Source organism: Paenibacillus swuensis (assembly GCF_001644605.1).
Lineage (GTDB): Bacteria > Bacillota > Bacilli > Paenibacillales > DY6 > Paenibacillus_N > Paenibacillus_N swuensis.
In genome coordinates, this window is sequence record NZ_CP011388.1 from 4,385,669 (window position 1) to 4,408,108 (window position 22,440).

Sequence of the window (22,440 nt, forward strand, 5' to 3'; positions counted from 1 at the left end):
AATCTGATCACACATGGAGGTAACTGATCTTGGAAGGAAAGACTCAAAGTGCCTTTGCCGAAGAGCGGCTGCAGCTCACGAAAACCGCAGCGGTGATGGAAGAACAACTGGAGCTGCTGGAGCAGATGCATCGGTATACCGGCCATGACTTCACGGAGCAACTGTTGGAAGAAACCCGTGAGATCCGGCGGCAGAATCTGAAGAGTTCGCGGCAGGAGCCTTATTTTGCGAGACTGGATTTCGAGGAAAATGGCACCACTGCAACCGGACCGCTCTACATTGGCAAAAAAGGTATCGAACACGAGGCGACAAACAAGCCCCTTGTCATTGACTGGAGGGCACCGGTAGCCAGCTTGTTCTACTCTTTCACCGGCGGTGACGCGCCCGCGACCTACGAATGCCCCGAAGGAACCATTGAGGGCAAGGTCCATCTCAAACGCAACATCGTCATTCGCAAGCAAGAGCTCGAACGTGTCGTAGACACCTACTCCGACGAGGATGAAGGGGCGGCGGCCACGGACGAGTTCTTGTTGTATCGATTGGGCGAGAACAAGGATAACAAGCTTCGGGATATCGTTTCGACCATCCAGGCGGAACAGGATCGGATTATCCGTTCGCCGCGGGATAAAGCGCTGATTATTCAAGGGGTAGCCGGATCCGGTAAAACCACGGTAGCGCTCCACCGCCTTGCTTTTCTCTTATATCAATACAGGGAGCAGATGCGGGCGGAACGTATGATCATTTTTGCGCCTAACCGTATGTTTCTGGATTATATCTCTGGCGTACTGCCGGAGCTTGGCGTAGGCGATATTCAACAAACGACGTTCAACGACTGGGCTCTTGAGGTGTTGGAGAACGAAGTGAAGCTGGTCGATGCCAGCAAGGAACTGGAGCATTGGTTCGCCGTGAAGGATGAAAGCTGGGATGAGCAGGCATTGACGCCCGGCCGGTTCAAAGGTTCGGTCGCTTTTATGCAGTATTTAGAGGCTTGCCTGGCCGGTTTGGCTGATCATGTGTTGCCTGATACGGATTATGAGGCATGGGAAATGGCGATTCTCCCGGCTGCGACCATTCGGGAATGGTTCGATAAAGAATATGCGCATTATCCGCTGATGAAGCGCAAGGAACGCGTGACGGCAAGGATTGAGCGCTGGTTGACGATGGAATTGGAACAGGTCCGGGATCCGAATCGGCGTAAGGAATTCAAGAAGAAAGCGAACGCCCGGCTGAAAGCGTATCTGAAGACTTGGGCGGAGACAAGAACTTATGAGGTTTATCTGGAAATTACCGCGCGGGCGAAAGAAAGCGACTTGGTTCCCGCCGAGCTGAAGGAATTCGTGCCCGCGCAGTTTGCCCAAGAACTGACAGATGGCGCCAAATCCCGCAAAGTTCGCGAGGAAGACCTCCCTGCGCTCGCTTACCTACGATATATTTTGTACGGGGATGAGGGACGGACGCGGTTTGATCATGTCGTGATCGATGAAGCGCAGGATTTTTCCCCGTTTCAGGTGGCGTTACTGCGGAAGTTTACGAGGGAAGGCTCCTTCTCCATCCTCGGTGATCTGTCCCAAGGCATTCACGCTTATAAGGGGATTCGCCAGTGGCAAGAATTTACGAGTCTGTTCGGCGAGAACGAAACCGGCTACTTTCAGCTCGAGCAGAGCTATCGTTCGACGATGGAAATCATCGAATTCGCGAACGAAGTGCTCGTGCGCGGAGGCGGGGCGCCGCTGCTGGCCGTTCCGGTCTTCCGGAGCGGCCGGCAGGTCGGCGTCTACCCCGCCGAGCGCCAATCCGCGGAGATTGCCCGCATTCTCCGCGGATTGGATCCGGCGGCGGTGAAGACAACCGCCGTCATCGGCCGCACGGCGGCCTCTTGCCGCGAGCTGGCGCGCGAGCTCGCGAAGGAAGGCATCGAGGCGTCGCTCCTCGATGCGAAGCAGGCCACGTACGGCGGCGGATTGTCCGTCGTACCGGCGTACTTGGCCAAGGGGCTGGAGTTCGACGCGGTCATCGTCGCAGACGCGGACGCGCGGAGCTATCGGGCCGCCCCGGCCGAGGCGAAGCTGCTCTATGTCGCGTGTACGCGCGCGCTGCATGAGCTGCACTTGGTTTACAGCGGCGGCGAGGTTTCGCCGTTGGTCCGGTTGTAAGGCACAAAGGAGCCATCCGGGTGTTCACCCGGTTTGGCTCCTTTTTATCTCTTACGTCGGTTATCCCGTTCGCTCAGCAAACGTAATCATTCCTGACGTTGCTGCGAGTCTCGGTTCACTTCCCATATTCATCCTTGGCCATCTGGATAAAAGCCGCCAACGCCGGTGAAAGCCACTTATCTTTATGTGTGACGATCTGCGTTAAGACGGGAAAATCGCAGCCTTTCCATTGAAGCTCCCTAACTTTGCCCTGCTCTAAATCCTGAAGTACGGACATGGTAGGCAACACCCCGATCCCCATATTGGATATGACACATTGTTTAATGGCTTCCAGACTTGTAAATTCATTCAAGCTTACCGGCACAACGCCAACCGATGTAAGCGAATCTTCGAATATACTGCGGTAACTGCAGCCTTCATTCGTCAAGAGTAAAGATTCTTGAGTGAGGTCCGCGGCCAGGACCGCAACTTTCCCGGCTAAGGGGTGCGATGGGTGCGCAATAACACTCACAGGTTCCTCTATCAATGGTTCAATTAACAATGTATCTGAGGTCCACAGGCGATCCAGGATAAATGCGGCGTCCAGCGTGCCGTTAGCCAGCAGAGGCCGTACACCCGGATCGGAGTTAACCGGATAGAACCGGAGCTGCACTTTAGGATAGCTTTCTTTAAATTTGGTCAAAATGCGCGGCAATCTGTACGTACATAAGCTCTCCGCGGCGCCGATCACCAAGATGCCTCCTGGTTCTTCCCCGCCTTGAACGACTGACTTCGCTTCCTCTGCCAACATAAGAATTTGGTCAGCGTACACCTGGAATTTCGTCCCGGCTTCAGTCAGACGCAATCGCTTACCGATTCGTTCAAACAACGGAACTTTTAATTCTGCCTCAAGCGCTTGTATATGACTGGTCACACTGGACTGCGCGTAGTTCAAATCTTCTGCCGTTCGGGAAAAATTCAACGTTTGCGCCGCCATCCGGAACGTGTGGAGCTGCTTTAATTCCAACCCGTCACCCCCTAATCAATACTTCCGATGATTTGGTTCTGTACGATCATTTATAAGAATAATTAAGTTCATTATATGATGAGAGAATCTGAATTCACAACAGCAAATCAACATCATGCAAGGTCATGTCTCCACGAATACTTGAAATTTACGGTTGAACACACATCCTCCTAAATTTCAGCATTGTCACCCTTTGATCCTCATGTTAGAATACTAAAGCCAAATTGGTTTTTCAGAGGGGAAAGGGGCATAATGGCTGTGATTGTTGTAGGCGGTATGATTGGATTAGGCAAGACGTCCGTAGCTCAGTTACTTGGGCAAAGGTTGGGTTCGGATGTGTTTTTTGAGGAGGTAGACGATAACCCGATACTTCCGTTGTTCTACACGGCCTCACCTGAAGAAATTGAGAGAAAGAGATATCCGTTTCTTCTGCAGTTATATTTTCTGGACAAGCGATTTCGCGCGATTAAACAGGCGTTAGTCAGCCCCCGCAACGTGTTGGATCGGAGTATTTACGAAGACTGGTATTTTGCCAAAATCAATCAGAATCTCGGTCGCATCAGCGATCTTGAATTTTCTGTATATGAGAGTCTCGCGGATAACATGATGGCTGAACTTCAGGAATTGCCGAAGAAATCGCCGGATTTGATGGTATATCTGAAAGCTTCGTTCGACACCGTTATTTACCGAATCGGTCTTCGTGGACGTGAGTTTGAACAAGATGAGCAACTGCTGGATTATTATCACAAGTTGTGGTCGGGTTACGATGACTGGGTGTTAAACCACTACAAGGCATCCGATGTGCTGATTGTGGATATGGATCAAACCGATATTGTCAACAATCCGGAAGACGCGGAGTTGTTGGTCACGGAAATTCAAGCGAAGTTACTCGAGATGGGCTTGGAATCATAAGAGAATTTAACAGGAAAGGAGCTTCCACGGCCGTGGAAGCTCCTTTCTTTTGATGGGGACATATTTTAGGTATTCAATATTGTGGGGGAAAACTGAAATGGATGGAGCCCCCCTTTATAAGCAAATGAAGTATGACCGGTTTCCTCGGATACGACCAAAATCAGCGCATCGCTGGCCTCTGATAAACCGATTGCCGCCCTGTGCCTGGTGCCTAACTTTGTATCCAAGGAACCCTTCTGTGAAACGGGAAGAATATTGGCTGCAGACACAATGATGTCCGCATCTATCAACACGGCTCCATCATGGAGTGGATTTCCTGGATAGAAGATGGACTCCAACAAAGGAGAAGTAAGCATTGCCATTACCTCAATACCTGAATGAAGTATGTTACCGACGTGCTGCTCCCTTTTAATTACGATAAGACCGCCATGTCGGCGCTCGGAGAGATGTTTAACTGTTAAGGCCAGATCGCCCACACGTGAGGAATAACCAGATAAATAACACTGCAGGTAAAAGGAAGATGCAAGGGCCACGACTTTATTCATAGCACCCGTCATCTGATCGAGTTCACTCATAATGCAGTGATCTTCATTATGTAGATTCTGGATGCTTTTTTCAATTGTGCTTTGAATCGTTTGAAGGTGAATTTTTATTGTTTCGTTTAAAGGAAATTCATCACAAACAATGTCGTTCACAACCTACACCTCCAGCGTTTATTGTATATTCCGTCCATTTATTCTTCGTAACCTAATATCGCTTTCGGTTCGACATGTTCTTCCAGACCGTATATGCCGGAATCCCTGCCGATACCGGATTGTTTAAATCCACCGAATGGCGCATATGGATCATCGTGTACACCTTTGTTGATAAGAACTCTGCCCGCTACAAGCTTTGAAGCAACGTTCCTAGCCCTCTCTAAGTTAGTAGAGCTAATGTATGCGGCTAATCCGTATATGCTGTCGTTGGCTATCTCTACCGCCTCATCTTCCGTTTTATAGCTAATAACGGCTAGAACAGGACCAAATATTTCTTGTTGAGCAATTGACATATCGTTCGTGACATTGGCGAAAACAGTTGGTTTTGCAAAATAACCATTTTCAAACCCTTCCGGATGTCCTAACCCTCCGGTGATCAATTCTCCACCCTCTTGAAGCCCTAATTGAATGTAGTGCTGGACGGTATCGTATTGCTTTTGATTCACCAACGGACCCAGTACAGTATCCATTTCCATTGGATTACCTAGTTTGGTTGCTGCGACTGTATCTTTAATTATTTTCTTTACCTCTGCTAACCGTTTCTCCGGAACGATTAATCTTGTTCCGGCATGGCAGGCTTGTCCCGTATTACTGAAAGCGATCATGACAGCCATCGGAATGGCTTTATCAAAATCCGCATCTTCAAGAATAACATTTGGCGATTTGCCTCCAAGTTCAAGAGCCAATCTCTTTAAGGTATCGGCAGCCCCTTTACTAATAAGCTTGCCAACAGTGGTGGAGCCCGTAAATGAGATTTTCGCCACATCAGGATGACGGGTAATTTCAGCGCCAACGACCGCTCCGGTTCCGTTCACAATATTAATAACACCGTTGGGAACACCTGCTTCGTGAAAGCATTCAATTAACAATTTCGTCTGAAGCGCGCTAATCTCGCTTGGTTTGACAACGATTGTGCAACCGGTTGCGATAGCTGGAGCTATTTTTCCGCAGATATGCGTGTAATTTGCATTCCATGGTGTGATAGCCCCGATAACGCCCAATGGTTCCATAACAATTTTGGTTTTTCCTTGTTGGCTTTCAAACTTAAAGCTTTTCAAAGCTTCTTTCGCGTGCAAAAACGTTTGCGCCGCGAATACGGCACGTCCCCTCGATGGACCTATAGGCGATCCGTACTCCTCCGCAGAAGCACTTGCTAAGAGATCAACTTTAGCCAAGACGGAATCATGAAGCCGTTGGAGCAATTGACTGCGTTCTTCCACTGTCGTCTTCGAGAATGTAACGAATGCGTTTTTGGCTGCTGAAATAGCTCTTTGCGTATCCGATTCGGTACTAAGCGTAACATGGCCTATTAGTTGTTTTGTAGTGGGATTAATCAATTCTTGCGTTTCAGTTCCGCTGGATTTTACATATTCGCCGTTAATGTAGTTTTGATCGATTTTGATCATGTTAGAAGATAACCCCCAATTTAGTATAGCTCTGTGTATTTTGATAAATTAAGCACTTTTTCATTCACTGTATGGTTTTTAAAAGTTCTAACCTCTTAACCCTACTGGTATGAACAATGGAGATAAGCAAGCATATACCGATTAAAATCATGAATACGATAAATACGGATCGAATGGATTCCAAGTGCAATAAAGATTGAATACCGTTTGTAATTAATGGAGATATAAATTGACCCATATTCGCGAATGCGGTCATCAGCATGATTGCCAACGTCATATGCTCCATCGGAGCCACCTCCGCCATCTTGTTTAAAAGAAACGGATAAGCCAAACCGAAGCCATAACCGACTAAGCCAACCCCTAATGCAATCATCCATAACCCATTCGCTTGGCTCATGAGAAGTAAAGCCATTCCCAGCAGTAATAAAATAAAAGAAACGATACTTTTTTTGAAAACATGCCTCATTTTTGTACCTGTAATGCCAGCAACAAACACAAATATAAATGATAATGAGGTCAGATATCCCGCCATAGCCGAGTTGCCAAACCCGTTATCAACGACAAAGGAGGCTAGATTTGTTGGAATCAAGTAGTACAAAACCATGAGTCCCGTTGTCATCAAACCAATCCAATATACTCTAAAAGGTATTTTCTTGTTAGAAATAGGCATGTCATTCTTCACGACAGAAATTGGTTTATCGCGCGGGACAAACAGGAGTACTAGGATTAGCAATACAATTCCAAAGGAGTATGTCCAAAAAACGCCTCTCCACCCCAATACGGTAATCGCTCCGCCGATGAAGAGGAAGAAGGCACCGCCCAGACCATTAACGCCGACTGTTAGTCCGTTCATTTTAGATCGCTCATCCCCCTTGTAATTCTCTGCAACTAGTGCATTCATAAGTGGCGTAATAAAACCGATACCGATCCCAAGAATGGCACGCATGACAAGAATTCCGGCGATGGAATTCATAAATGCAGGCCCAACACCTCCTATAACATATAGAATTAACCCCAGCGTTATTATGGATTTCTTGGATACCCTTTTGGACAAAAAACTTCCGATTAACAAACTAGGTAAAATAAAAAATGAAGAGAAAGTTACAACTAGCTGTATAAGTACTGGATTCGTATCCTTGAAATCAAGCATGAGCAACTTGACGGCAGGCGCAGCCAGCATGGGTGCTAAAGTCGATGTGATTGCCAATGCCAGTAAGGTCATCTTAAAACTCGCTCTCATGATCCGCCTCCTATTAAAGCGGCCGAGCCTGACTCCAGGCTGCGGCCGCAGATAAGCTTTCTGTTATTTTTCAGGTGAACCATTTTGTCAATTACAACGACAATCCTTGGATTACTATTCTGCTCCTCGTTCCTTAAAATATCCTGTATCGACTCGGGCTGTTCATTGTTACAGAACGACGTCGTGACCCAGGATGGTTTTTGGCTCTACATACTCTTGCAGTCCGTATGCTCCAAATTCCCTGCCGATTCCGGATTGTTTGAACCCTCCAAACGGAGCTGTCGGCTCGTCGTGCAATCCATTGATCAACACACGACCCGAGACAATTTTCGAAGCAACCCGATTAGCTGCTTCTAAGTTCGAAGAACTGACATAAGCGGATAGGCCATAGATCGTATTGTTCGCGATTTCGATGGCTTCCTCTTCGGTTTTAAATGTAAGAATGGACAATACCGGTCCGAATATTTCTTCTATGGCGATTGTCATATCCATAGTTACATTGACAAATACGGTAGGTTTAACAAAATAGCCTTGTTCTAACCCTTCCGGATGCCCCTCACCCCCAACGATTATTTCAGCACCTTCGTCAACGCCTAGTTTAATATAACGCTGAACCGTCTCATATTGCTTTTGATTAACCATTGGTCCAATATAAACACCGGTCTCTCTCGGGCTTCCTACTTTGATTCCATCAACCGTCGTTATCACAAGCCGTTTCACTTCTTCCAATCGATGTTCTGGCACGATCAACCGGGAACCGACATGGCAAGCTTGTCCGCTGTTGCTGAACGCGGTCATCACGGACAATGGGATTGCTTTGTTAAAATCGGCATCGTCAAGAATGACGTTAGGCGATTTGCCGCCAAGCTCCAGCACCAATCTCTTCATTGTGTTGGCGGCATCTCTACCGATGATTCTTCCTACTTGGGTAGAACCCGTGAATGAAATCATCGCGACATCCGGGTGACGGGTTAATTCTGCTCCGACCACATCGCCTCTGCCATTGACGAAGTTGATAACACCGTCAGGAATACCGGCTTCATGGAAGCATTCCGTAATAACTTGCGTTTGTATAGCACTAAGCTCACTTGCCTTAATGACGACAGTACATCCAGCGGCAATTGCAGGTGCTAATTTCGTTGAGATATGCGTATAGTTCGCGTTCCAGGGAGTAATCAGTCCGATGACGCCAAGAGGTTCAAGGACGACCTTTGCTTTACCAATACGTTTTTCGAATTGAAATTCAGCCATAGCTACTTTATTATGAAGAAAGTTTTTTGCGGCATACTGAGTACGTGCGGCTGTCGCGCCTTCTGGTGCCCCATATTCGTCTACGGCTGCTTGATTGAGGGCTTCGAAATTGTCCATCATTACGTCATGCAACCTTTGGAGCATCTCACTACGTTCCTCGACGGTTGTTTTTGAAAATGTTTTGAAAGCTTCTTTCGCTGCCGCGATGGCATCGCGTGTATCCTGCTCATTTCCTAAAGTCACGCTTCCGATGATTTCTTTTGTCGAGGGATTGATCAAGTCATGAACTTCGGTCCCGTTAGGTTTGACGAACCGGCCATTGATATAAATTTGATTTATCTTTTTCATTTAATATTCTCTCCCTTGCAATGGTGTTATTGTGTTACTTCTGCTACTTCTGCTACTTCTACACCTTAAACCTTAAAGTGCACTTTAAGTCAAGTAGTTAAAAAATTGAAAAAATAGGGCGATAAGGCATTTTTTGAGGAAATCGGTAATGATACTATATGGTGTCTTTCAGAGGCTGAAATGTGAAACAAGGCTACCGAAGCCGGTAGCCTTGTTTCACATATTAAATCCCCAATTACTGGAGCTTGCCCTCGTCCATTCCTAAGTCTCGGCCTGGAACGACTGTACCTTTCTGTATTCCATCATATATAGACAATTTATGATTGACCGCATAGAAGGCTTCATTCAATTCAAGTTGCTGCCTATGGAGCTCTTTTTGATGTTCCTCGAGAATGGCTCTTCTCTGCGGAATCGTCGAATCTCCTTGCATGGCGAGATCCACGATCTGTTTCAATGCGGCCACTTTCATTCCCGTGCGTCTAAAGCAGGTCATAAGCTTAATCCAGTTCAAATCCTTTTGTTCAAAAATACGGTTTCCATGCTCGTCTCGCGTGATATTCGGTAGTAATCCCTCTTTTTCGTAATAACGAATAGTGTGCGCAGGACATCCGAGCTTATCTGAAGCCTGCTTGATAGAGAATGGCATGATTTCAACTCCTTGCAAAGTTTAAACTTATCTTAAGCATTAAAGTATACTTTAAGTCAAATGTAAATTTCCTCAAGCTGATTTTATTCATATACATTTAATTATCACTTTTTGGTTACTATATAACATAAAAGTGGGTACTTTTCATTTCATTGCAGTTAACCCATAATAACACTTGTGGAATCCATATATTCAAGAAATAAAATTACAGAATAAGTTTTCCATAAATAAAACTTAAGGGGTGTAAGACAATGTCCACTAATCAAGTTATTCTAAACATTCGCTTCAAAATAAAACCGGGTATGAAAGAGAGTTTCCGCGACAGTCTCTTTGCAATGATAGATAATTTCCGAGAAGAGCCTACCTTCGTAACTGCCATTGTCTCTGATGATATCGATAGTCCGAATGATCTAGTCATTTATGAAATTTGGCAAGGTACTAGAGACAGCTGGGTACAGGAGGAGTTTCCAAAGCCTTATCGCAAAGAATATGAGGAGACACTTGCAAACTTAATTGATGACAGAATTGTAAGCTGGCTTGAACCAATTGGAGAATGGGGAAGCCAACTAACGAATGTAACTCGCTAAAATGTTACGATAACATTTCACAACCCGCCAACAGATATGGCGGGTTAAATCTGTCTCTATTCGTCGAGATAAATGCATTGGCAGAGCGAATACCAGATCAATTATCGGATAAGTCTAATTTAAAAATAAGTGAATCCCTGTCAGGGTAATCATATTGTATTGGCAAATCCTCTTTAGCAATTTCTTTAAAACCAACCTTTTTGTAAAAGTTGTGTGACCTGCTGGCTATGGATGGAGTATCCAGAATCAACTTAGAAAACCCATGCTTTTGCGCAAAATCAAGCGAAGCTTCGTAAAGTCCTCTTCCTATCGCAAGCTCTTTACCACGATACTCGTTGTAAACAAAAAATTTCTTTAGTATGGCAACCTCGTCAGTTTGTTTTTGCAAACCGATAGAACCTACAACCTCACCGTTATCATTTAACGCTACCCAAAAATTACCCCCATCCTGAATATAATTCGAATGAATATCTAGTATATCTGGTTGTTCCTTGACACTAATTCCTACACCATATTCAACATTCTGTACATGCAATATTAGTTTGATGATTTCTTCTTTATATTTTTCAGTATATATCGTAATCATTTTAATCTCCTTCTGGCTATTCTTTATCATGCAGTCGATTAATAAATTTGTTAAATTCATATGATCTTAAATTTAACATATATTTATATAATATTCTGTTGGCCATGCGCTTATCTTAGGGAGATGATATCGTGCAATACAAGACAATGAATGTGGATGGATTGAGCATTTTCTATCGAGAAGCTGGCTGCCCAAGCAACCCGACTATAATCCTTCTACATGGATTCCCCAGCTCATCTCACATGTTTAGAGAGTTGATACCGCTTTTAAGCGATTGCTATTATGTCATCGCACCAGATTATCCCGGGTATGGGTACAGCAGTATGCCTTCAACAACAGAATATATATATTCATTCGAGAACTTGTCATTAATTGTAGAGAAACTAATTAATCAATTAGGAATCTCTATGTTCATTCTTTATGTCCACGATTATGGAGGTCCAATTGGGCTCCGAATTGCCATACGGAATCCAAACCGAATTCTCGGATTTGTCATTCAGAATGCAGTAGCGAGTGTGGAAGGTTTAGGGGAACCGTTTGACCTTTTCAAGGCATTATGGTTACAGCGTAATTCTGCGACAGAGTCTGCATTTGCTGAGCTTGTTACCTTTGACTTTACCAAGAAGCAGTATCTCTATGGTGCCTGTCAGCCCTATTCCATAAACCCCGATGCATATATTTTTGACCAATTGTTCCTAGATCGTCCCGGTAACAATAACATTCAATTGGAATTAGGTTACGATTACCGTAACAATGTAGATCAATATCCGCTCTGGCAGCAATATCTTAGAACTTACCAACCTCCCGTACTTATCACTTGGGGCAAAAATGATTTTATATTCACCATACAAGGAGCCATTGATATCGCAAGCCAGTTAAACTGTGTGGAAATCTATTGGTTGTGCGGCGGGCATTTTGTATTGGAGGAACAAAGTGTGCAAGTATCCCTTCTCATCAAAAATTTCTTTGGACGTGTATATCCTGAGATGCCTTGGTACCAATGCTAAGGCTTTATTCCCTATAAGCACAGGTTGACATGCGAAAAATATGCTTCCGCAATTAAAAAGGCCGCCTTGAAGGCGGCTTTTTTAGCATATATTCTTTGGCACTCCACTAGTTATCCATTTTTCTTGACGAGGTTCACATGGTCTAGACCTGTTCCGCACGTACCATTGAAAATAAACTCAAGCTTGTAATTACCTCGGATATAAGTGATTTTTTTCTGCACCATCTCACCGGACTTGATTAGAACGGAATCTTTCGGTGCTCCCCAGTGCTGAATGAGCATGCGTGTGGAAATACCGCCGAGGTTCGTCTGACGCTCGACGTTTGTTCCGAGGTAACGCATCTCCCGAATTTTATCTAACTTATAATTAATTGCGTATCCGGGATGTCCCATCTCCGCATGATAAACATCAAATCCATCGGCGTCTGTAGCAGGAGAATACGCTTTGCCAATGGTGTTAATGACAGTCTTATGGGAAGTTGAACCAATTGTGAAATTATGAAAATTAGGAAACTGGCCTTTAAGAGATGGTTTGTAGAAGCTCATAAGAGTCTGATAAGCCTTCTGATGTGCGTCGACAGATGCAATGGCTGTGGTGGCAACTACATTATTTGGAATGAGACTTGCCGCAGAAATGGCCAAGATTCCGGCCACTAAGACGTATACCGCCTTTTTTTTCATGGATGTGTAAAAATTCATGTATACTTCCTCCTTATGGTTTTAGTTAACCTGATATAAATACTACCTGTCTTTTGACGAAGGTAATCCGGTATTTGCAGAATTGTTGTCCCAAAAACAATTATAATTATTATTGTTTCAAAGATCTGTAATCTACATTACAAACCATTCAGCTAGAAAAACTTACGCAGTTGCCTTCTTTGACTTTATTCTTTTGAATAGAAATGCAGTCAACAGGGAGAAAGGAACGAGAATTATGAATGGTATGGAATAATACATCCAAATTTCTTTAATGAAGGCGATAAGATCGAGTTGATTGGGGTGAATAAACAACGATAGCTGTATAATCAATAAGCTTAATGGAATTAAGAAGAACCGATAATTCCTGCTTCCTAATGTCTGCGATAATGCAAGTGCCGTTGTAAGGTGGATTACCGTCAGCTTTAAGAACTCCTCGAAAATCCAAATCACAAAGAAGAGGGGTTCTATTCTCTCAAAGAAGTCGCCGATTGAAATATACATCACAGCAGTATAGGAAGGGAAGACCTGTTGACTCGTAATTTCCCCAAGTACAAAAATATCTGTCAGAAAAGTAATCATAATTAGAACACCGGATACAGCAATAGCTGTTGTTACGGTTTTTATTACGGGTGCAGTTCGATTCAAAAAAGGAATAAGCATGGCAAACAGCATTGTTTCCCCGAACTGGATTGTAGCAATTTGCCCTGCACCTTCAAGAACAGGAGTCCATCCACTCTCCATAATCGGTAATATATTCTCCACCTCCATGTTCGGAACCAAAAGTAAAGTGGCTAGTACCCAAGACAATAATGCAAACGGTAGCAAAAAAAACGCACATCTGCAAATAACTTCAATTCCGCACCACGCTGTCCAAGCGACAATGCCTATAAGAACCGTCCCTACAACAATGGTCGGGGTGCGTGGAAGTAAGGCGGTATTAGTGAAGTCTGTAAAATTCCGTAGTACATAGGATTCTAGAGTCAAACCATACCAGACGTACATGAGTCCAATGGTTTTACCAAGCCAAGAACCAAGGAGCATATGGGCAATTTCAATTATGGATTTATGAGGGTATTGGCGACACAGATATGCGTAGACTGCGTTTAGCCCTATACCCGCGAACGTACCTAATACGGGGGAGAGCCAAGAATCATGTCCGGCATCGAATCCAATAGGTAGCGTATAGATGCTACCCATAATATATAAGAACATGAGGACAAAAAGCCCAGTGTTTGAAATTTCTCCATTATTCTGAAAACTTTTCATTAGAATTCTCCTTTATTTCACGCTTGGAATGATGAATTCAATCCATTTTCGTACCCAAGCAGCGGGACCAATGAGAGGGAACTCCCAGATAAGCAATATCCCAAGTACGGTTGAAACGCATAGCATGAATGCTACACATATTCGCTCTGATAAATTCGTCTTCTCGCGCATGAAATGGAAATGGACTCCCGTCAGCAGGGACATCCCCGTTAGGAACAGTGTAGTATAGATAATCATGTCACCTTTTGTCTGCCTCTCTGATTGAATTCGATACGACTCCCGCTCTCTTCAAATGGATTTTTACGTTTACTATAATTTCGGCATTCGCATAAATATCATCCCAATTTGCCTCGATTCGTTTCCATGTTTCATAGTTGTGCCGGTGCAACTGCAACCCAATACCGAATACATCGGATTTCAATTGAGATTGAGTTTTTCTAACAGTACGAAATGTCTCATCTTTTAGGAAATGCCCAAGCTCTTTCTCGATGATTCCAATAGTGTTCCGGCTTATGTTCATGTCGACATTGGCCTCATGCAGGACACCACTCGCATCCAGATCAATTCGTACAGTTGCTTTATTGCCCTTGATGTTGGTGACAAATTTGCTTTTCATATCGTTCAGAATCACGCCGACATTACCGCCTATATGAGGAAGTGTCGTTCCTATAAATTCCTGTTTGGTTTCTTCCTTTATCCACCTCAAGCTTCTGGTTTCGTTGTTGTTCAAGTATCCGACCAGCTTATAATCTTTAAAAACAGCCGTCGATGAAAGGCTGAAAACGGTAAAGTTCGACTGGCCGGTCGGAGGCACCAATTCAATAGCACCCGTTACGGGCACGATGCCTTCCTCGGCTTGCATCATCATGAAGTCACGCATTGTGACGGATGTTCCGACTCCGGCACGCTCCAACTCACGGACTTCCTCGGAGGGTATACGCTCAATTGGATGGTCAGTCTTGAGGAGTTTGGAAGCTTCATTGCCTTTGGCCACGACGATAAAAGTCCTTAGTCTGCTTCCCGGATCACGAGCGTAATAATCAAGAATATCCTTGATGCCTTTTCGGGCCAGACCTTCGCCAATGAATACAACTCGCCGATGACCTTTGAAGAAGTGTCTCGACATCTTTTCCTGCACTTTTCTTTCGGTATCATGAAGGTTTGTTCCGGTTGCAGAAAAGACGACATAGGTTTTTCCAAGTGTTCCGTTGGTTGAGGTACTGCTGCTCTCGCCTCCTCCTGCTCCAGCGGCAATAGGGACGAGAATGGACGTCTTAAGCTCACCCTTATTCGTCAAATCAAGCGCGGAAGCCATAAAAAAAGCCATATCGTTCATCTCAATTCGATCCCAGCATCCACTTAGCAGCATAAGTCCAATAAACAGAAAGAACATCTTTTTCATTTGCTTCCCTCCTTGCGCAGGGTCCTTTTGTTTGGCTGGGATGTAAAGAATAGAGTCCATAAAGGGGCACGGAAAAATGTATCTTTAAGAACGCGGAAGCTGTAAGGAGCTGTAGGAAACAAATACGGAACACCGAAAGAGCTGAGTCCGCTTAGATGAACGAGAATTATTAACAATCCAACGGCAATGCCATAAAGCCCGAACATACCCGCGAATAGAATTAAAGGAAATCTGAGTAATCGAAATGCAAGACCGAAGTTGTAACGAGGAATAGTAAATGAAGCAATACCTGTCAAGGAAACGACAATAACCATAGGAGCTGAAACAATCCCCGCTTCTACGGCTGCTTGACCGACCACGAGTCCACCTACGATACTGACTGCCTGCCCGATTTGTTTAGGCAATCTTTCTCCGGCCTCTCGTAACCCCTCGAAAGTAATTTCCATAATAATGGCTTCTACCAAAGCAGGAAAAGGAACTCCCTCCCGTGCAGCAGCAATGCTCAGTAAGAGATTAGTCGGTATCATCTGTTGATGAAACGTGGTGAGTGCAACGTAAAGGGAAGGCAACAAGAGTGAAATCATGGCGAACAAAAGTCGAATTAATCGGATAAAGTTAGCATACACGACGCGTTCATAATAATCTTCGCCAGTTTGGAGGAATCCCCAGAACGTCATCGGAGCACAGATGACAAAGGGAGAACCGTCTGTCACGATGGCTACTTGACCTTGTAATAGGCCCGAGACAACATAATCGGGTCTCTCCGTTACAAGAAATTGGGGAAAGGGGGAGAAGGTTCTCTCTTCAATAAGTTGTTCAATATAGCCCGATTCGAGGATTGCTTCCGTCTTAATCTTTTCGATTCTCATTTTTATTTCTTGCAGAGTAAACTCATCCACGATACCACTGATATAAGCGATTGCGACATCGGTTTGAGCCAAGTCGCCTACTGTGGTCATATCAAATTTTAGACGGGATGACCTAATTCTTCTGCGTATCAGGCTCGTATTTGTCCGAAGAATCTCGGTAAATGAATCCCTAGCTCCACGGACCGTATTCTCGGTAGATGGTTGTTCGACGGATCGGGTTTTCCCTCCCGATACTCCTACAAGCAGGGCATCTTTTTGACCCTCAATGCAGATGGCGGCATGTCCTTTCAATATTGTTTGCTCCAACTTGCTGAATTCGGCAGCGCTATTCACTTGACCGTTGGCAATCAATTGATTTTTAAGAAAATCGAGTATATTTTCTTTGCTAGTTTGGTGGGAAGGAAGGCAAGCCATTAATGGTTTTATCACACATTCGTCTAGCATAATATCATCGACCAGACCATCGATATAGATTAAGAGGGCTTTTTCCCTGCCTCCGATTTCCAAAGGGCGGAATACAACGTCCGAGCAGCCAGCGAAAATTATTCGTAAGAGATGATCGTTTTTTTGCAGGTCCATATGAAGTTTTTCGGCCGGCAAAGCAGGGTGTTTATCCTGGATGATTTTTTCTGCTTTAGTTTTGCTCCAATATCGATTCCTTAGCATCCGCTTACCTCCTTTGAACATTAATACGACCTTAATTGTTTTCGTAGTTTGACCGTAAGAACGGCTTAATATTCCAAAAGGTGGTTAGCTGAACTTCCCTTCCATGCATTTTTCGACCTGTTCGAGGTGAATCATAATTTCCTTTCTTCCCGTGCGGATCAGCCCAAGGTTAATCATTCGTTTCAGAACAATGGTCACAGCCTCGCGAGTCGCTGCGACCATATTCGCGACGTCTTGGTGCGTGATGTGAATATCAATGAGTACAAACCCTTCTTCCTTAGGTATCCCGTATTTCACAGCCAATTTCAGCAATAGATATAGGATCCGATCTTGAAGGCTACCGAGAGCTAGCGCCTCCAACATTTCATCCCGTTCCTTTATTCTTGCGCTGAGTTCCTTTAGAAATTTCATTCCCAGTTCTGGTCGCTGTATTAAGAATTGCTCAAATGGCTCTTTTTTTACGCCACATATGAATGTATCAATCATCGTCTCCATATATAAATTGTCTGTATTAAAAGAGAGCATATTTAGTGACCCATACATACTCCCATTGCCCAAGATTCCGATAGTGTACTGCTTACCTTCTGGACTAATCTTGTAAAGTCTAATCTTTCCCTGCTTAAGGAAAAATAGGCCTTCCTTGGCGCTTCCGGGCGTTTGAATTACTGTGTTAATGGGGATCATCTCGTAGTGATTAAATAATGCGATTTGATCTAATTCATTTAAATCCTTCTCCGATAAATCCTTGAACATGCTGTGTTGGGACAAAGCCCAATTTTTATTATCATTCATTTAGTTAAAACTCCTGTCTCATGGGTTTGCAACTGACGCTACATGGTAATGAGCAGAAATCTAAAATAAGAACAATACAAGCGGGTTCCAATGTCGGAGCCCGCTTGTTCTTTGATTCTGCAGAGTATCTCTATCCCTAATTTATTCTTAATCTGTAGTTGGTTCGTCCACAAATACAGTTAAGGATTGAATTAAACCATTCTCCACAGTAATGAAATCTTGCCCAGTAATCACGACTGGATTATCAGGGGATTCATAGTTCCAACTAAATCTCGCTTGATCATGGTGTTCGTCTATTGAACCGGGAGTAACCGTGAACACTCTTCCGGGATTTTTGGCTTGTACTTCATCAATAAGGTCAGATAGAGCTTCATGTCCAACAACGATATCGGAGAAGAACGGATCAAATATTCGGCAGTTTGACTTGTAAACCTCTTGAATTTTGATTCTTCTTTTTTGAGAATCTGTTTCACTCCAAATTTCAATGTGTTTATTTATTAACAGCTCAATTGTTATGCCCAATATCTTTTTACCTCCTGGTGCATTACTTAACTATAGAGCAGTCTTTATTATTAATAATTTATTAATACTGTCCTGCTCCGCCATCCACCGGTAATTCAATTCCTGTAATATAGTTACTGTCATCGGAAGAAAGGAATTTAACAGCTTTTGCAATATCTTCAGGTGTTCCTATTCTGTCCAATGGAATTTGAGTTTGCAAGTATTCAAGTGTTCCAGGCAGCGCTTCTTTTCCAAACAAAGACTCGTAAGCTGGCGTATTAATGTACCCCGGGTGCACAACGTTTACACGTATCTGTGTTCCCTTAAGATCTAAAATCCAACTCCGTACGAGTTGACGGATCGCTGCTTTCGTAGCTCCATAAACGCTGAATGCAGGGTCTCCCTGGGTTGCTACCAGAGAACCATTCAAGATAATGGAGCCAACCTTATCGGGGAAGAGAGGCAGCGCTTTTTGTACTGTAAATATGGTTCCCTTCACATTCACATCAAACGTCTTGTAATAATGCTCTTCGCTAATTTCCCCAAGAGGAACCAGACTTCCAAGCCCTGCGTTAGCAAAAAGAAAATCCAAATGGCCCTTTTCGCGTTTAACGGTTTCATACAGCTTGTCGATATCGTCCAGGTTAGAAACGTCTCCTTGCACACCGGTTGCATTAGCCCCAATCAGCTTTACAGCGGTGTCTAGTTCGTTCTGTCTCCGTCCTGTGACAAACACATGTGCCCCTTCCTGGGCATACATCATTGCAGCTCCCAGACCAATTCCGCTTGTCCCACCAGTGACAACCGCTACTTTCCCATCAAATAATCCCATAATTGCATGCCTCCTTTTAGTGCCGTTTCCCGGCTGTTAAATTACTTCCCCATTCACCTGTTGAAACAAGCCAATTCATGGTTCTGCCGATCATGATACTAGCAGCCTGTTGATTAGGAGTTTCTCGATATGGCTTTGTCGCTTCTTCGGCAAGCCATGTTTCTTTGGAACAATTCCAGATTTCATAAAAAACAACATCATCTGGGTTGTCGATATCTTCATGAACGATGGCGTTCACAAACGTGGCTTCCTGTGACATTCTATCGAAAAGAGGCACCAATAACTGCATGAACTTCTCTTTCATATTTGGCTTTAAAGTAAACCTTGCAACAATAATGATTTGTTCTGTGTTAGCCATGTTTCTCAACCTCCATCTCTTGGTCTTGGTGATGCCGTTTGCACAAGTGCTATTATGCCCCTTTATATCCAAAAAAAATAGTACGTACTTTCAAGTGATATAGTTACTATATGGTTACAATTGCGGTTTAACTAGGATTCTTATTAGTCTAAGTTCATAATTTGAAATTCACCTTCAATAAAATGTTGATTGGCATATGACCCTCCCCATTTGCAAAGTTCCCTCATAATTGGCTCAAGAGATTTCCCTAATTCAGTCGCAGAGTATTCCACTTTTGGCGGAACCTGGTTGTAGGATTTTCGGTTGATCATTCCGTCAGTCTCCAGCTCCCTCAATGTTTGCACAAGCATTTTTTGAGTAATGGAAGGGATTAGCCTTTTCAACTCGCCCGTTCGTTTCGGATCTTTGAGCAAATAATACAAAATTAAGGACTTCCACTTACCCCCTATAATGTCCAGAGTGATTTCTAGATCACAATGATAAATTTTCATAGTTCACCTCTTCTGACATATTATTAGTCCAAGACAAGCGAGCGAGTTCCATGTCGGAACCCGCTTGTCTATGGTTATTAACAAAAGTATAATTTACCATTGTAACTTTAAGATTTTTTGATGAATTGATCGAGTGGTCCGAGAGTGATTGCTTTATATTTTTCTGAAAGTTCCATAACCTTATCCATATCAAAGGAAATAAATGGTGGTAAATCACTATTTAATGCTGGCTCAGCCATTTCAAGGAAAATCCCTAAAAATTCTGCACGACTAAAAAAGTTCAGCAAGCGAACAGGTTCATTGCCCACGGCACGGACACCGTGCGGAACATTTTTAGGTAGAAAAACAAATGAACCAGGCTTCGCCTCTATTTTCTCCCCATCGAGGTAAAATTCCATTTCACCTTCAAGGATGTAGAATGCTTCGTCCTCTTCAGTATGGATATGGTAAGGAGGTTCGAATCCTGCCGGAACGAGACATTCAAACATGGCAAATTTGCCGTCCGTAGAAATAGCATCAGCCTTGATTGTCAAATGAGTACCTACATACCAAAATTCTTTTCCAACTTGACTTTCTTTCGGATTGTAATCATAATACTTCATCTATTAAACCTCCATAAATTATAACTATTACATGTAAGTTTTCCATGAACATTTATAATCATACTGAAGATCTTGAAATTTAACTGTAATTTAAATTACAATTATAGTTTCCAATCTATATCTATATTCCAGGAACTAAGGGTTAAATGGAGACATGTCTGCCTCACTCCAACGCATGCCGCCAACCTCAAACAACTCTAACGTCTCTTTTATTGAGAAACGCACGCACCTATTAGCTCCACGAAACCGGATTAACTCTTTCTCATCCCATACGATTTCCGCCTCTCCGGACACATGCAAAGAGCTAGCATTGCTGTAATTTAAGAAGAGCAATCCTGCGGATGGTTCTATAAGAAGGTTACCTAGCGTGTTGAACATAGAGTTTCCAGCATAATCAGGAAATAGTAGAGTCTTCTCATCTTGAACAAGTACGAATCCTGGATTCCCTCCTCGGTGAGAAGCGTCCATGGCTCCATCGGGGCTTGTTGTTCCAATATAGAATGTGTCTGCTTCGTTAATCCATCTCTGCTGCCTGATTGTTAGGCTGACTCCTCTGTTACTATCTACAATTCTCCGTCCGTATCCTTCAGATGCGAGCATTGTTCTCTGTTGAATGTATTTAGGGCAATTTCCGTACACTTGGTCAGCATTTAGCAGTAAAGAACCGCCTTGCCTGCGGATGTTGCCATTTACACGTATCCTAACGCGAATGTTCGTGTCAATTACTATAAGCCCAGCATTTTGAATAAGCGCTTCCCCGATACGTATGGGATCTTCATTGGGGATGACGGTTTCAATGCGAAGCATGCTTTCATCGACGACTTCAATAAACCCAGGTTCGCCGACAAGAAAGGTAGTCCAGACCCGCCCGGCATTATCTTTTGAAGCCAGTACAGCAAAAGTCTGCGACTTGAAAAAAGTAGCGATTCCTTTGGAAAAACGGTCGCTGATGATCTTCGCATTCTGCTCTGCAAACTGCACTTCCCCGGCCCGAGCTTGAACCGTCCTTTCTCCGATATGATAGATGTTTTTCATTTATGTTCGTTCTCCCAACAGTTCCAGATCACCGGATTTCGGAGCTTTGAATAAAAGAAGGTTATGAGCCATTTTATCTTTCAAATATTATTTTATCCTATCACTAAACTTTCATTCAAAGGTTGCAAATTCATGGAATTATCATTGAATATATTATGTTAACCAATGAGACTGGCCAGATTATCAAGACATACGCAATTAGCAAATTTATTTCTGGTAATCATCCTAATTTAATTTACGGCGAATAAACATTCGAACCCCATAGTACGCAATTGCAAATATAAGAAGACTTAACACTCCTGCCGAAATGCCCAACACGGTCGGAGTGTACATCACACCAAAGGCAACTTTAGATTGTAACTGATCTACCGTTGCGTACTCGTTGATGATATCCGGTTCGTTTTTTCTCGTTAACCACATTCCTTGTATGACAGGCCAGATTATCATTACAAGCGCGATTAACAATGTCATGCCCACGGATTCCACCATCACACGTTTGTTCAGTTTCATATTCAATATCTACTCCTTACTTTTTATTATTTTCATTCCTCAATTCAAACGTTTCCACCTTGTCATCCGTCTTTACGGTTACTTTAACGGACTCATCTTCAGCGGGAATGGCGCCGTTCCCCTTTTGATCTGCCATAACTAAATCATCTATCGTTGGCGGTTGGTCCATGGAACGCTTTCGAGAACCTGAACTATCTTCATATCCATATTCAAAGTGTTTCACATCAGCCAAATCCGATAATGAACCTTTATATGTCAGTTTGAATTTACTTATGTGTTCCCCTTTATAATCTTTCCCTGAGAATTCGCTGGTTCCATTCACCTCATACTTTGCAGACCAGTTAGTGTTCTCTCCGACGTAAACATAATCATGAACATACACTTCTTTATCTGAACAGCCTGTCAAAAAGGAGAACGCCGAGACGAGTACTACGAATAACGCCTTACTGTACGTGTTTTTCATATCAGACTCCTTCCATGTCCAATGGGTCGAATTTTTATTTTACTTATATTATGACGAA

The 22,440-nt window shown here is 43.6% G+C and carries 24 protein-coding genes; 4 read left to right on the top strand and 20 right to left on the bottom strand.

The annotated features are described in order from the left end of the window. The first annotated feature begins 29 nt into the window (after positions 1-29). Positions 30-2,153, top strand: a complete 2,124-nt coding sequence (locus tag SY83_RS19795) for a HelD family protein (protein WP_068609689.1) — start codon at positions 30-32, stop codon at positions 2,151-2,153. 115 nt (positions 2,154-2,268) lie between these two features. Here SY83_RS19795 and SY83_RS19800 read toward each other — a convergent pair whose 3' ends face one another. Continuing rightward, the gene (locus SY83_RS19800; RefSeq protein WP_068609691.1) at positions 2,269-3,159 is read right to left on the bottom strand and encodes a LysR family transcriptional regulator; all 891 of its coding nucleotides are present in this window, start codon (positions 3,157-3,159) and stop codon (positions 2,269-2,271) included. A 252-nt stretch (positions 3,160-3,411) separates the two neighbouring features. Here SY83_RS19800 and SY83_RS19805 point away from each other — a divergent pair, with 252 nt between their 5' ends. Further along, positions 3,412-4,071, top strand: a complete 660-nt coding sequence (locus SY83_RS19805) for a deoxynucleoside kinase (protein WP_068609692.1) — start codon at positions 3,412-3,414, stop codon at positions 4,069-4,071. 65 nt (positions 4,072-4,136) lie between these two features. On the opposite strand, the gene cdaS is transcribed toward SY83_RS19805, so the two are convergent. The 5 genes from cdaS to SY83_RS19830 all read right to left on the bottom strand — a co-directional run bounded on the left by cdaS (position 4,137) and on the right by SY83_RS19830 (position 9,717). Then, positions 4,137-4,766, bottom strand: a complete 630-nt coding sequence (gene cdaS / locus SY83_RS19810; protein WP_068609693.1) for a sporulation-specific diadenylate cyclase CdaS — start codon at positions 4,764-4,766, stop codon at positions 4,137-4,139. 38 nt (positions 4,767-4,804) lie between these two features. Further along, complete coding sequence (locus tag SY83_RS19815) at positions 4,805-6,232, bottom strand: aldehyde dehydrogenase family protein (RefSeq protein ID WP_068609696.1); 1,428 nt, start codon at positions 6,230-6,232, stop codon at positions 4,805-4,807. A gap of 64 nt (positions 6,233-6,296) precedes the next feature. Continuing rightward, positions 6,297-7,472, bottom strand: a complete 1,176-nt coding sequence (locus tag SY83_RS19820) for an MFS transporter (RefSeq protein ID WP_068609698.1) — start codon at positions 7,470-7,472, stop codon at positions 6,297-6,299. 168 nt (positions 7,473-7,640) lie between these two features. Continuing rightward, on the bottom strand, positions 7,641-9,071 hold the full coding sequence (locus SY83_RS19825) for an aldehyde dehydrogenase family protein (RefSeq protein ID WP_068609700.1): 1,431 nt from the start codon (positions 9,069-9,071) through the stop codon (positions 7,641-7,643). A 235-nt stretch (positions 9,072-9,306) separates the two neighbouring features. Then, positions 9,307-9,717, bottom strand: coding sequence for a MerR family transcriptional regulator (locus SY83_RS19830; protein ID WP_068609703.1), 411 nt, complete (start codon positions 9,715-9,717; stop codon positions 9,307-9,309). A 251-nt stretch (positions 9,718-9,968) separates the two neighbouring features. On the opposite strand from SY83_RS19830, the gene SY83_RS19835 reads away from it, so the two are divergent. Further along, complete coding sequence (locus tag SY83_RS19835; protein WP_068609705.1) at positions 9,969-10,304, top strand: putative quinol monooxygenase; 336 nt, start codon at positions 9,969-9,971, stop codon at positions 10,302-10,304. 97 nt (positions 10,305-10,401) lie between these two features. On the opposite strand, the gene SY83_RS19840 is transcribed toward SY83_RS19835, so the two are convergent. Then, on the bottom strand, positions 10,402-10,890 hold the full coding sequence (locus SY83_RS19840) for a GNAT family N-acetyltransferase (protein WP_068609707.1): 489 nt from the start codon (positions 10,888-10,890) through the stop codon (positions 10,402-10,404). A 131-nt stretch (positions 10,891-11,021) separates the two neighbouring features. Between SY83_RS19840 and SY83_RS19845 the strand changes: the two genes are divergently transcribed. Next, positions 11,022-11,897, top strand: coding sequence for an alpha/beta fold hydrolase (locus tag SY83_RS19845; protein ID WP_231891306.1), 876 nt, complete (start codon positions 11,022-11,024; stop codon positions 11,895-11,897). A 110-nt stretch (positions 11,898-12,007) separates the two neighbouring features. Here SY83_RS19845 and SY83_RS19850 read toward each other — a convergent pair whose 3' ends face one another. The 13 genes from SY83_RS19850 to SY83_RS19915 form a co-directional block, all read right to left on the bottom strand. Then, entirely contained in the window at positions 12,008-12,595 is a 588-nt protein-coding gene (locus SY83_RS19850; protein ID WP_068609708.1) for a YjgB family protein, read from the bottom strand. Positions 12,596-12,757: 162 nt separating this feature from the next. After that, positions 12,758-13,861, bottom strand: a complete 1,104-nt coding sequence (locus SY83_RS19855) for a GerAB/ArcD/ProY family transporter (protein ID WP_068609709.1) — start codon at positions 13,859-13,861, stop codon at positions 12,758-12,760. A 238-nt stretch (positions 13,862-14,099) separates the two neighbouring features. Next, the gene (locus SY83_RS19865) at positions 14,100-15,263 is read right to left on the bottom strand and encodes a Ger(x)C family spore germination protein (RefSeq protein ID WP_068609711.1); all 1,164 of its coding nucleotides are present in this window, start codon (positions 15,261-15,263) and stop codon (positions 14,100-14,102) included. After that, on the bottom strand, positions 15,260-16,798 hold the full coding sequence (locus tag SY83_RS19870) for a spore germination protein (RefSeq protein ID WP_068609716.1): 1,539 nt from the start codon (positions 16,796-16,798) through the stop codon (positions 15,260-15,262). Before SY83_RS19870 ends, SY83_RS19865 begins: the two co-directional genes overlap by 4 nt. Positions 16,799-16,882: 84 nt before the next feature. After that, the gene (locus SY83_RS19875; protein WP_068609718.1) at positions 16,883-17,590 is read right to left on the bottom strand and encodes a Crp/Fnr family transcriptional regulator; all 708 of its coding nucleotides are present in this window, start codon (positions 17,588-17,590) and stop codon (positions 16,883-16,885) included. 147 nt (positions 17,591-17,737) lie between these two features. After that, entirely contained in the window at positions 17,738-18,112 is a 375-nt protein-coding gene (locus SY83_RS19880) for a nuclear transport factor 2 family protein (RefSeq protein WP_068609720.1), read from the bottom strand. A 61-nt stretch (positions 18,113-18,173) separates the two neighbouring features. Next, positions 18,174-18,923, bottom strand: a complete 750-nt coding sequence (locus SY83_RS19885; protein WP_068609722.1) for an SDR family NAD(P)-dependent oxidoreductase — start codon at positions 18,921-18,923, stop codon at positions 18,174-18,176. Positions 18,924-18,939: 16 nt separating this feature from the next. Next, entirely contained in the window at positions 18,940-19,281 is a 342-nt protein-coding gene (locus tag SY83_RS19890) for a putative quinol monooxygenase (RefSeq protein WP_068609724.1), read from the bottom strand. Positions 19,282-19,424: 143 nt separating this feature from the next. Next, a complete protein-coding gene (locus tag SY83_RS19895) occupies positions 19,425-19,772 on the bottom strand; it encodes a winged helix-turn-helix transcriptional regulator (RefSeq protein ID WP_068609726.1) in 348 nt (115 codons plus the stop codon). Between the two features lie 107 nt (positions 19,773-19,879). Further along, on the bottom strand, positions 19,880-20,374 hold the full coding sequence (locus tag SY83_RS19900; protein ID WP_082882645.1) for a cupin domain-containing protein: 495 nt from the start codon (positions 20,372-20,374) through the stop codon (positions 19,880-19,882). A 135-nt stretch (positions 20,375-20,509) separates the two neighbouring features. Continuing rightward, positions 20,510-21,409 (bottom strand): pyridoxamine 5'-phosphate oxidase family protein, encoded by a 900-nt coding sequence (locus SY83_RS19905; RefSeq protein ID WP_068609728.1) that lies wholly within the window; start codon positions 21,407-21,409, stop codon positions 20,510-20,512. A gap of 225 nt (positions 21,410-21,634) precedes the next feature. After that, positions 21,635-21,919, bottom strand: a complete 285-nt coding sequence (locus SY83_RS19910) for a hypothetical protein (RefSeq protein ID WP_068609730.1) — start codon at positions 21,917-21,919, stop codon at positions 21,635-21,637. A 16-nt stretch (positions 21,920-21,935) separates the two neighbouring features. Next, positions 21,936-22,382 (bottom strand): hypothetical protein, encoded by a 447-nt coding sequence (locus SY83_RS19915; protein WP_068609732.1) that lies wholly within the window; start codon positions 22,380-22,382, stop codon positions 21,936-21,938. Between the last annotated feature and the right edge of the window lie 58 nt (positions 22,383-22,440).

Excerpts from the sequence above, each read along its gene's own strand:
- SY83_RS19805 (WP_068609692.1), top strand. The coding sequence starts at position 3,412 with ATGGCTGTGATTGTTGTAGGCGGTATGATTGGATTAGGCAAGACGTCC.
- SY83_RS19815 (WP_068609696.1), bottom strand. The coding sequence starts at position 6,232 with ATGATCAAAATCGATCAAAACTACATTAACGGCGAATATGTAAAATCC.
- SY83_RS19820 (WP_068609698.1), bottom strand. The coding sequence starts at position 7,472 with ATGAGAGCGAGTTTTAAGATGACCTTACTGGCATTGGCAATCACATCG.
- SY83_RS19825 (WP_068609700.1), bottom strand. The coding sequence starts at position 9,071 with ATGAAAAAGATAAATCAAATTTATATCAATGGCCGGTTCGTCAAACCT.
- SY83_RS19830 (WP_068609703.1), bottom strand. The coding sequence starts at position 9,717 with ATGCCATTCTCTATCAAGCAGGCTTCAGATAAGCTCGGATGTCCTGCG.
- SY83_RS19835 (WP_068609705.1), top strand. The coding sequence starts at position 9,969 with ATGTCCACTAATCAAGTTATTCTAAACATTCGCTTCAAAATAAAACCG.
- SY83_RS19840 (WP_068609707.1), bottom strand. The coding sequence starts at position 10,890 with ATGATTACGATATATACTGAAAAATATAAAGAAGAAATCATCAAACTA.
- SY83_RS19850 (WP_068609708.1), bottom strand. The coding sequence starts at position 12,595 with ATGAATTTTTACACATCCATGAAAAAAAAGGCGGTATACGTCTTAGTG.
- SY83_RS19855 (WP_068609709.1), bottom strand. The coding sequence starts at position 13,861 with ATGAAAAGTTTTCAGAATAATGGAGAAATTTCAAACACTGGGCTTTTT.
- SY83_RS19865 (WP_068609711.1), bottom strand. The coding sequence starts at position 15,263 with ATGAAAAAGATGTTCTTTCTGTTTATTGGACTTATGCTGCTAAGTGGA.
- SY83_RS19870 (WP_068609716.1), bottom strand. The coding sequence starts at position 16,798 with ATGCTAAGGAATCGATATTGGAGCAAAACTAAAGCAGAAAAAATCATC.
- SY83_RS19875 (WP_068609718.1), bottom strand. The coding sequence starts at position 17,590 with ATGAATGATAATAAAAATTGGGCTTTGTCCCAACACAGCATGTTCAAG.
- SY83_RS19885 (WP_068609722.1), bottom strand. The coding sequence starts at position 18,923 with ATGGGATTATTTGATGGGAAAGTAGCGGTTGTCACTGGTGGGACAAGC.
- SY83_RS19890 (WP_068609724.1), bottom strand. The coding sequence starts at position 19,281 with ATGGCTAACACAGAACAAATCATTATTGTTGCAAGGTTTACTTTAAAG.
- SY83_RS19895 (WP_068609726.1), bottom strand. The coding sequence starts at position 19,772 with ATGAAAATTTATCATTGTGATCTAGAAATCACTCTGGACATTATAGGG.
- SY83_RS19900 (WP_082882645.1), bottom strand. The coding sequence starts at position 20,374 with ATGAAGTATTATGATTACAATCCGAAAGAAAGTCAAGTTGGAAAAGAA.
- SY83_RS19905 (WP_068609728.1), bottom strand. The coding sequence starts at position 21,409 with ATGAAAAACATCTATCATATCGGAGAAAGGACGGTTCAAGCTCGGGCC.
- SY83_RS19910 (WP_068609730.1), bottom strand. The coding sequence starts at position 21,919 with ATGAAACTGAACAAACGTGTGATGGTGGAATCCGTGGGCATGACATTG.
- SY83_RS19915 (WP_068609732.1), bottom strand. The coding sequence starts at position 22,382 with ATGAAAAACACGTACAGTAAGGCGTTATTCGTAGTACTCGTCTCGGCG.